Origin of the sequence: Microcystis sp. LE19-10.1B, assembly GCF_027530565.1 — a bacterium.
Taxonomy (GTDB): domain Bacteria; phylum Cyanobacteriota; class Cyanobacteriia; order Cyanobacteriales; family Microcystaceae; genus Microcystis; species Microcystis aeruginosa.
This window is the reverse complement of sequence record NZ_JAPZQM010000430.1, coordinates 1-8,759: the sequence shown is the minus strand read 5'-3', so window position 1 is coordinate 8,759 and position 8,759 is coordinate 1. Positions and strand designations below refer to the sequence as shown.

Sequence of the window (8,759 nt, the reverse complement as noted above, 5' to 3'; positions counted from 1 at the left end):
TAAATCCTTATCTGGCAAGAGACTTAATTGATTAGTTCGCTCTAGATAAAAACAATTGACAAAAATCGCTAAATGCCTTTCTCTATAAGGGTTCCATCCCTTATAACCCCCGTCCATTGCATAACACAAACCGAAGAGCCGAAAACTGAGGTTCAAGAAGCGTAACCCACCATCCTTTTTTTATGTATGTCCCCAGGGATGACGACTGTTTTCAGTTTGTTACTCTCAAGCGCCAATGAAATATTTACCGTCCGCTCTTTGGTGAAAGTTGAATAAGTTAAAATCAAAGAGAATATCCCTATCGCTACAATCTCAACTATCGATGAATTTACTTAAAGATAAGCAGAAAATTCGTTTTGTTGACCTTTTTTGTGGTTTGGGAGGGTTTCGAGTCGCTATTGAACAAGTTTGTCGCCAACAAAACTTAGAATCTGATTGTGTCTTTTCCTGTGATATAGATAAAGACGCTCGGGCAATTTATCACGCTAATTTTGGCGACAAACCCCAGGGAGATATTACCGAAATCGCCGCCCTAGATATTCCCAATCACGATATTTTAATGGCAGGATTTCCCTGTCAACCTTTTAGTATTTGTGGTGATTTAAAGGGATTTGAAGATACCAGAGGCACGCTATTTTTTGAGATTGCCCGCATTTTAAAAGCCAAACAACCCGCAGCATTTATTCTGGAAAATGTCAAGCAATTGCAGGGACATCAACAGGGAAAAACCTTAGAAGTTATTCTCGATACTTTGCAAGATTTAGATTACTATACCGATTACCGAGTTTTGAATGCGCTTAATTTTGGTTTACCGCAAAAACGGGAACGGATTTTTATCGTTGGTTTCCGAGAAGCGCGGGGTTTTATCTGGCCAAAACCAGCTTTATCTAGAACAACTTTAACGGAAATATTAGAAGAAAATGTCTCGGATTTTTATTATGCTTCCGCAAGAATTCAAAAAAGTCGCTTCCTGAAAAGAGAGGGAAAAAAACCTTATAGTGAACCGACTATCTGGCACGAAAATAAAGGAGGAAATGTCAGTGCTTATCCCTATTCCTGTGCCTTGCGAGCGGGAGCATCCTATAATTATTTGTTAGTGGATGGGAAAAGACGCTTAACAGCAAGGGAAATGCTACGTTTACAAGGTTTTTCCGATGATTATCAAATTGTCGGCAGTTATCAAACTATGCGAAAATTAACCGGTAATAGTGTAGCGATTTCCTGCGTAGCTGCTGTGGTTAATTCTGTAATCGAGTCTTTGTTAGATATTGAGCAAGCATCAACTAATTCATTCTCGTTCAATCGAACAACTCAATGAAGTTTATTTTCGACTCAGGAGTTTTAGATAGTGGTAATTATTCAAGACGCTTTTAATTGCCTATATAGACAGCCTCGTAGGTTGGGTTGAGCGAAACAATACTGGGTCGAAAATGGCTTAATTCGCCTGAAAAAGCGAAACCCAACCACCCCAAAGGTTACTCTTGGTTGGGTTTCCTTGCGTCAACCCAACCTACAATAATTGCTACTCTACTGATATGTAGCATATACTCAACAGATTTAGTATTAGATAAGTTTATTGCTAAAGAAGGAATCCGCAGAAGTATAGAGAAGGCATAGGAGATTATAGCTTGTTTGAGTCCTAATTTATGTCTCTAAAATTAGCTGACCCATTGCCTTGAGAATTTGGAGCAGATTAATTGCTGATTGAGGATACATTAAATTAAGTTCTGGCATTATCTGATAAGTGGGGTTAGTTTCTTGTCTGAGATAGACGAACATATATTGTAAGCCATTAGTCGCTAATCCCCAAACTGAGGGTTGTCTTTCTAAGCTATTGTAGGCATAAGTCAGTAATTGAGGTAATCCCTGACGTACTTCGATTCCACTCTCTTTAGCTTCAATTACTAAAATCCAAAAAGTGATATTATTGACAGTTGATATCGAATTATTCACCGTGACAATATCAAAGCGTCCGCTAATAGTTTTATCTTCATCGACAAGGATAATATTATCAATCCCTTCTTCAACCCTAATCTTAATCGGATAACGATAAAAACCAGCTAACCGCCATAGGGGAAATAGGGTTAAAACTTTCACTTGTCCTTCTGATGCTTTATCTTCCATCAAATAGGGTCGAAAATCGTTGCGGATTTGAACAAGTTCTAATTTTTCTGCGTCGCTGACGGTTTCCAAAGCTAAAAGCTCTGTAAATGAAACATCCTCAAGCTTTTCTTGGAAATTGAGATGACGTTGAACATCCGCAAGGGTTAGTTTACTCGTTTTGAGGGTAAGCATTGATTTAGCAAGCAGTACAGCGCTGTTTCCATGATAGCGTCAAATAGGTTTCTCGGCTGTTCTTGCTAACAAAATAAGCCAAGACAGAAACACCAATTTAAGAATAAAGTTGCTGCGTGGGGTGCGGATTGTTGATTTGGGTTTTTTAACAGAATTGGTAGCCTTCTAACGCACTTTACACTCGTCGGCGATCTACGATCAAGTTATTTTTGAACGAAAAGCACCCCAAGGTCATATTTCTTGTAGTTAGAGGTTTGATTGGGTTGGGGATGGTGGCATGGGATTGGAATGGGGAGAAGTGGGGTGGACTTAGGCTGAAACTCCTTCTCCCTGCTCCCTTCTCCCCTATAGTCTTAACGAGTAATTTAGATAGTCAACAGCTTACCAAATTTAGGTTACACTTCCTCTTGATGGGAAAGACTTTATCTTGAGAAAATAATTGGGCTAAATAGACCCGAATTTAGGGGGTATTTTCTGGAAAAGAATCACTATAATTAAATAAAAATGGTACGCTATTTTTTCCCGATCCATCCATGACTAAAACCCGGGGCATTTGCGCCCCACCTTCGCGCCAAGCTTCGATCGCTTCTTTCTGTAAAACTAATCCTCCCCCCTGTTCTTTTAAAGTTTCTGCTAATAGTCTTTGTGCCTCAGCTTTCCCTTTAGCGCGATTGATTTCTGCCTGGGCCTGTTGTTCTGCTTCTTGGGTGATATAAACGGCTCTTTGGGCGCGTTGTTCCGCGATTTGTTTATCTTCGACAGCCCGAGCAAATTCCGGAGAAAAATTCAAATCTACCACACTGGTATCTAAGACTAGAATACCATACTTTTCTAACCGAGTCGATAGGGCATTATCAAAGTCTTCTTTTAACTCACTGCGTCGAGTAATTGCCTCCTCTACTGTTCTTTTAGCGGCGGCAATTTTAAAGGATTCTTGGGTTTGAGGGGCGATAATTTTAGCGACAATATTTTGTAGGGTACCTTGGGTTCTTCTAATTGCCACTACTTGAGTCGGATCAAGACGAAAATTAATCGCAAAACTAGCGGATAAATTTTGTAAATCTTTAGTGGAACTTTGGGCGGGAACTTCAAATTTTTGCACCGTAACATCGTAGATATCGACACTAGAAACAAAGGGAGGTTTAAAGTGAAATCCCTCCAATAAAACCCCGTCCTTAGCCTTTCCTAACACACTTAAAACTCCCGCTTGTCCGGGGGTGATAATCACATAGGCATTAAAGGCCGCTAAAATGACAATAGTGGCCAATAATCCCCCGATCAGGGAAAGTAAATTAATAGCATCTTTCTGGTTCACAGTTTATACTCCTTGATGAGCGACTAAAGCGAGAATTTTTACCGCAATTGCTTGATTAACGGGCATCACTGACAGACGATTTCCTGTCCTTACTAATAATAATTCATCGGCGGTAAAATTTTGTTTTAAAATTCCCAGGGGCAGCAGTTGGGGAAAAAGGCGCTCAAACTCAACTTTAACCGTCCACCAGCGCGGGGCATCTGGGGAGGATTTAGAATCATAGTAGGGACTATCGGTATCGAATTGTGTGGGATCGATCATATCAGTTTGCACTACTCGCATCAAGCCGACAATCCCCGGCGGGGTGGTATTAGAATGATAAAAAAAGGCCAAATCTCCCCGTTTCATCTGACGGAGAAAATTGCGCGCCTGATAATTTCGCACTCCCTCCCAAATAGTTTGACCATCTTTTTTTAAATCCCCGATACTATAGACATCGGGTTCCGATTTCATTAACCAGTAATTTAAATTCATCATTTATAGTTGTGATTAATTCACATAAGCTCAAAAATATTTTTAGCCGTTCCTGTCAGCCCTGTCACCATAGGGTTAAATATAATTCACTTTGACTGCTTTTGTAGTTCTACTCAAACAATTATTGAGAAGAATGTATCTAAAAATACCTTTGTTAGCGGCAATTTTTAAGGACTATGATCCTTCAAGTCTAGCTATTCTTGGCAACTGTCAGTTTTTCCCTATAGCTAAAAATAATTTATTCTCGATTATTAAATCGCTCAAATAAGCTGTAAAATAGGATACATTGCTCTAAAAATCTCTAGCCAATCCATAGATTATCGGTGTTCCAAGCCACTCGCCGCCGTTTAGCCTTATGGTACACTGCCGTCACTGCCATACTACTGCTTTTTCTCGCTACGGGAATGTATTTTTATGTGCGCCATACCCTAGTGGATCGCATTGATGATACCCTCAAACACATCATTGAGGTGGTAAATCGTTCCCTCGTGATCGAATCGATTCCCCCGGATCAAGGACGTTATCGCGTCGATCCCCTGGCAAGTTTTCCCAGTCAGGGTAAATCCGTCGAGGACGATCATATAGATTTGGAATGGTTTGATCCCCAAGGTAATCTACTTTGGTCAACTCTGGCCGAATCCTTAGATATTCCCCTCCATCCCCACCGTCAAGGGGAAACTATTCGCTTATCCGATAATCGTCTGCTGCGACAAGTAACCGAAAGGGTGGAAATCGGTCATTATGTTTTGGGATATCTGCGGGTAAGTCATCCTTGGTTTGAGGTGACAAAACCGATTAGACAGCTATTATTGGATTTAATCCTCGGAATTTGCCTGATGATTGCTAGTGTCGCCTGGATTGGTTGGTTTTTGTCCGGTTTAGCCATTCAACCCGTAAAAGAGTCCTATCAGAGTTTAAAACAATTTACCGCCGATGCTTCCCATGAATTACGCAATCCGATCGCCACTATCCAAACTAACGTGCAAATGGCGATCTCCTATCCCCAAACTGGCCATCAACGCTTGCAAGTGATCGAGCGTTTAACGGAAAGATTGGGCAATTTAGTCAATGATCTGCTCTTTTTAGCCCGTTCTGATAGTGGCATCGTCCAACCGATCGAGCAAGCTGTACCTTTGGATGCTTTATTGATGGAAGTGGTGGAAGAACAGCGTTTAATCGCCGATAAGCAGGGAATTTCCCTCTCTTTGTCGATTGTGGAACCGGACCAAGAGGATTTTTCCTACAGCGATGAAATGTTTACTATGCAGGGAGATTGGGATCAATTAGCACGTTTATTCACAAATTTAATCTCTAATGCCCTAAAACACGCTTTTTTGCCCGAATCTGAGCCTAAAAATGTGGCAGTGGAATTGGAAAAAAGTAAACGCGATCGACAATCGGTGTTACTGGTGCGCGTCAAAGATAACGGAATCGGTATTCCCGAGGCTGCTTTGTCCCATATTTTCGATCGCTTTTATCGTCTCGATCCCGCACGACAAAATTCTGCCACTTCCGGGGGAACAGGATTAGGATTAGCGATCGCTTTAGCGATTACCCTCAGTCATCATGGACAAATTAGCGTCGAAAGTCAGATCGATCGGGGAACAATCTTCACCGTCAGCTTACCGAAAAGCCATCAACGGGAGAAAAAAACCGAAAAGTCAGAAGCTTGACACTTCTGACCTTCTTTTCATACCCCCAAGGGAATTCGAATCCCTGTCGCCTCCGTGAAAGGGAGGTGTCCTAGGCCACTAGACGATGGGGGCGTGGATTTCAGACCTTTTTAAATATAACAATAATCTTTCCGGGAGTCAAGGGTTTTGGCCAAAATTTTTTTAATCCCGCCCTTGCACAATAGGATAGTCTAATTGAAGATGTTATCGCCCAAAATCCATGGCTGCCGATCCCTATAAAAGCCGACTGTTCAACCTGATCAACCGTCGTTTGATCCGTCTGAAAGATAACCTCGGCCGCGTCTCCCGTCGCGGTCAAAATGCGATCGCTATTGCCCTGCAAATAGCCCTCTATCCCGTCTATTTGCTGGTACAATCCCTGCGGATGACGGCTAATCAATTGGGGAACAGTCTCCAGAAACAATTATCACCCCCCGGCAAAGAGGGGACGGATGCGATCAAAGAATTTCTACAGAGCTTATCTGACCAAGAAACGGCATTTATTGGCATAGCAGCCGATCTAGAGGATCACGCTTTAGTTGTCGTCACTAACGATCACCAGACTGTTAAAATCACCGATAATCAAACCCAAAGACAAATAGAAAAACAAATTAGAACGGCACTGGCTAACTACGCCCTCGAAAAACGGAGAATTAAGCGATTAAATCCTCAATATCCGCCTTTATTACCGAATTTTACCGACAAAAATCCTGTCTTGCCCCCGATCCGTTGGTTTTGGAACCTGCTACGCTGGGAACAACAGGGGCAAATAGCGATCGCCATAAATCTCTTCCAGGAATCCCATCTCGTCAAAACCCCGACACCACCCTCCTTACCACTGCCTAATTTAAATTCTCAAGCGATTTTAGAAGTTATTGACGAAAAATTAGCAATTTTCGAGGCTAAATTTCTCGCTATCTCTCCCGCAATCCCCAGCAGTGTTAGCCACACCTCTAACCTACCTTCCGATCTCGTTAACCAGTCCCCGAGTCTCGAGAAAAATTCCTCCTATCTCTGGCGACTTTATTGGTTAATTTATGCGGCGATCGAGCATTTCTGGGCAAAAGAGAAGAATAATTTAGAATATAGTGCTGATTCACCCGCTTTATCGGCAAAATATCCCCTAAGTCTTCCTAATTCTCTGCTGATCACCTTCAAGCAACGTCTCCAGGATTGGCTAGAAAAACAAACCCAAGCGGATCCCTTCACGATCGGCAAACTCATCCAAGCGGCGATCGATCACTTCTTTTCCTCTCGCCAATCCCTGACATTTTCCGCCGTCAGCGAGCAACCATGGCTAGAATCCGCCGATATCTTGGCTATTTCTCCCCAAGACTCCGAAAAACCGCGCCTTAACCCCGCTTATCCCCTTCCCCAGTCCCCAGGCACACCAGCCGAGCCTCATAGCACAAAAAAAGCTTTTAGTCAAGAAAAACAAAATAAATCTTTACAAAAAATCCCCCCGGCCGCCGCTGAAATTACTCCTGGAGAATCCCCCCCCGCAACCCAATTAGATCCCCGCTACGCTAGGGAGATAATTCAACCAATTAACGAAGAATGGTTAGAAACCGAATCAACCCCCGTCGGTTACGTTAAACACCCCTTAGAACGGATTTTAGAGGGATTGGACGCGATTATTTTATGGGTAGAGGAATTAGTTATTAAAATCTGGCGTTGGTTGCGGTATGATCGACGCATTTCTAAATTACTCAAACGCAAACGCTAAATCGATCGATTTTGGGTATAGTTGATCGGGTAGTCCTTCTGTTGTGAGAAACTTGAGACTATAATTTATCGACAAAAATAAGCTAAACTAACGGCAAAGATAATAGGTTTTGATTTTTTCCTTGGGATTACTTATGGACGGTATTTGTACCTTAGCCAACGATCGCATTTACGATCAATTAGTCGCCCTACTCAACAGCATCGAGGTCAATGGAGGAAAAGCTCTTCCTGTTTGTGTCTATCCCTACGATGACAACACCGAACGTATCAAGGCGGAAATTGCTCAACGTCCTAATGTAGAGTTATTTGATGATCGGGAAGTGATCGATCTCTGGGATAATTTCGCTAAATCTGCTTGGGAACCCCATCCTACCGCTAAAGAACGCTGGTTAAAGGCTGGTAGCAAAGGTTATCATCGTTTTGGTACCCATCGTCGCTATTGTGCCTTTGATGGGCCATTTGATCGCTTTATCTACATGGATGGTGATACCCTCTTGATGAGTCCCTTAGATCGGGTTTTTGCACAGTTAGATAATTATGATTGTGTGGTTTACGATTTTCAGCACAAAGATATCACCCACGTTTATGAAGTTACTTCCCCAAAATTATTAGAAATCTTTTCCCAAGAACGTCTTAACCAAGAAATTTTCTGTTCGGGTTTTTATGGCTCAAAAAAAGGTTTATTTGACGAGGAACGCCGTAATTGGCTAGTAGAACAATTGCGAGCAGGAGAAGCAGAAATCCTCTATCCGATGGCTCCCGATCAAACTATCGTCAATTATATGATGATGCGCTCAAATTTTTCTATATATAATCTAGCTCTTCAATTGCCTAAAGAAGAACGCACCGGCTGCTGTGTCACCTCTCCCCATTTTCAGGCTTTAGATAATATTCTTTATGACCACGACAAACGTTTGACATACCTTCACTACATTGGTTTATCTTCCTCTCTGTTCACGCGACTTTGTAGCGGTGAAAATCTCGATTTTCCCTATCGAGATATTTTCTTACACTATCGTTATCTCTACGAACCTAGTCAACGTCCTGTTTTTACCGATAGTCCCAAACCCTATCAACCACCGACCCCAACCTTTTGGCAAAAAGTAACCAGAAAACTCGGTTTAGGAAAATAATAATTAGGGTCTGCTGAAAAAGTTTGTTGGTGGGGGCAGGGTGTGGGGTGTGGGGTGTGGGGTGTAGGGTTTTACCGATTTTGAGGTAGTCAGTTACCTAATTTTCAGGGAAAAAGTACCTGAATTTTACCCCCGATCCCTCCA

General features: G+C 42.2%; 7 protein-coding genes and 1 tRNA gene. 4 read left to right on the top strand and 4 right to left on the bottom strand.

From position 1 onward, the window contains the following. Positions 1–322 precede the first annotated feature (322 nt). Positions 323–1,318: a DNA cytosine methyltransferase gene (locus O9332_RS15665; protein ID WP_002763391.1), complete on the top strand. Its 996-nt coding sequence runs from the start codon at positions 323–325 to the stop codon at positions 1,316–1,318. Between the two features lie 326 nt (positions 1,319–1,644). On the opposite strand, the gene O9332_RS15660 is transcribed toward O9332_RS15665, so the two are convergent. From O9332_RS15660 to O9332_RS15650, 3 genes are all read right to left on the bottom strand, one after another. Then, positions 1,645–2,295: a hypothetical protein gene (locus O9332_RS15660; protein ID WP_002763390.1), complete on the bottom strand. Its 651-nt coding sequence runs from the start codon at positions 2,293–2,295 to the stop codon at positions 1,645–1,647. A 460-nt stretch (positions 2,296–2,755) separates the two neighbouring features. Continuing rightward, positions 2,756–3,610, bottom strand: coding sequence for a prohibitin family protein (locus O9332_RS15655; protein ID WP_002763389.1), 855 nt, complete (start codon positions 3,608–3,610; stop codon positions 2,756–2,758). Between the two features lie 3 nt (positions 3,611–3,613). Further along, positions 3,614–4,087 carry an EVE domain-containing protein gene (locus O9332_RS15650; RefSeq protein WP_002763387.1) on the bottom strand — a complete coding sequence of 158 codons (474 nt, stop codon included), beginning with the start codon at positions 4,085–4,087 and terminating at the stop codon, positions 3,614–3,616. Between the two features lie 320 nt (positions 4,088–4,407). Here O9332_RS15650 and O9332_RS15645 point away from each other — a divergent pair, with 320 nt between their 5' ends. Continuing rightward, on the top strand, positions 4,408–5,757 hold the full coding sequence (locus O9332_RS15645; RefSeq protein ID WP_002763386.1) for a sensor histidine kinase: 1,350 nt from the start codon (positions 4,408–4,410) through the stop codon (positions 5,755–5,757). A gap of 20 nt (positions 5,758–5,777) precedes the next feature. Here O9332_RS15645 and O9332_RS15640 read toward each other — a convergent pair. Further along, positions 5,778–5,850 (bottom strand) — tRNA-Glu (locus O9332_RS15640). A 127-nt stretch (positions 5,851–5,977) separates the two neighbouring features. On the opposite strand from O9332_RS15640, the gene O9332_RS15635 reads away from it, so the two are divergent. Further along, complete coding sequence (locus O9332_RS15635) at positions 5,978–7,483, top strand: hypothetical protein (RefSeq protein ID WP_288026332.1); 1,506 nt, start codon at positions 5,978–5,980, stop codon at positions 7,481–7,483. A gap of 133 nt (positions 7,484–7,616) precedes the next feature. Next, on the top strand, positions 7,617–8,615 hold the full coding sequence (locus O9332_RS15630; protein ID WP_002763382.1) for an Npun_R2821/Npun_R2822 family protein: 999 nt from the start codon (positions 7,617–7,619) through the stop codon (positions 8,613–8,615). Positions 8,616–8,759: the final 144 nt, after the last annotated feature.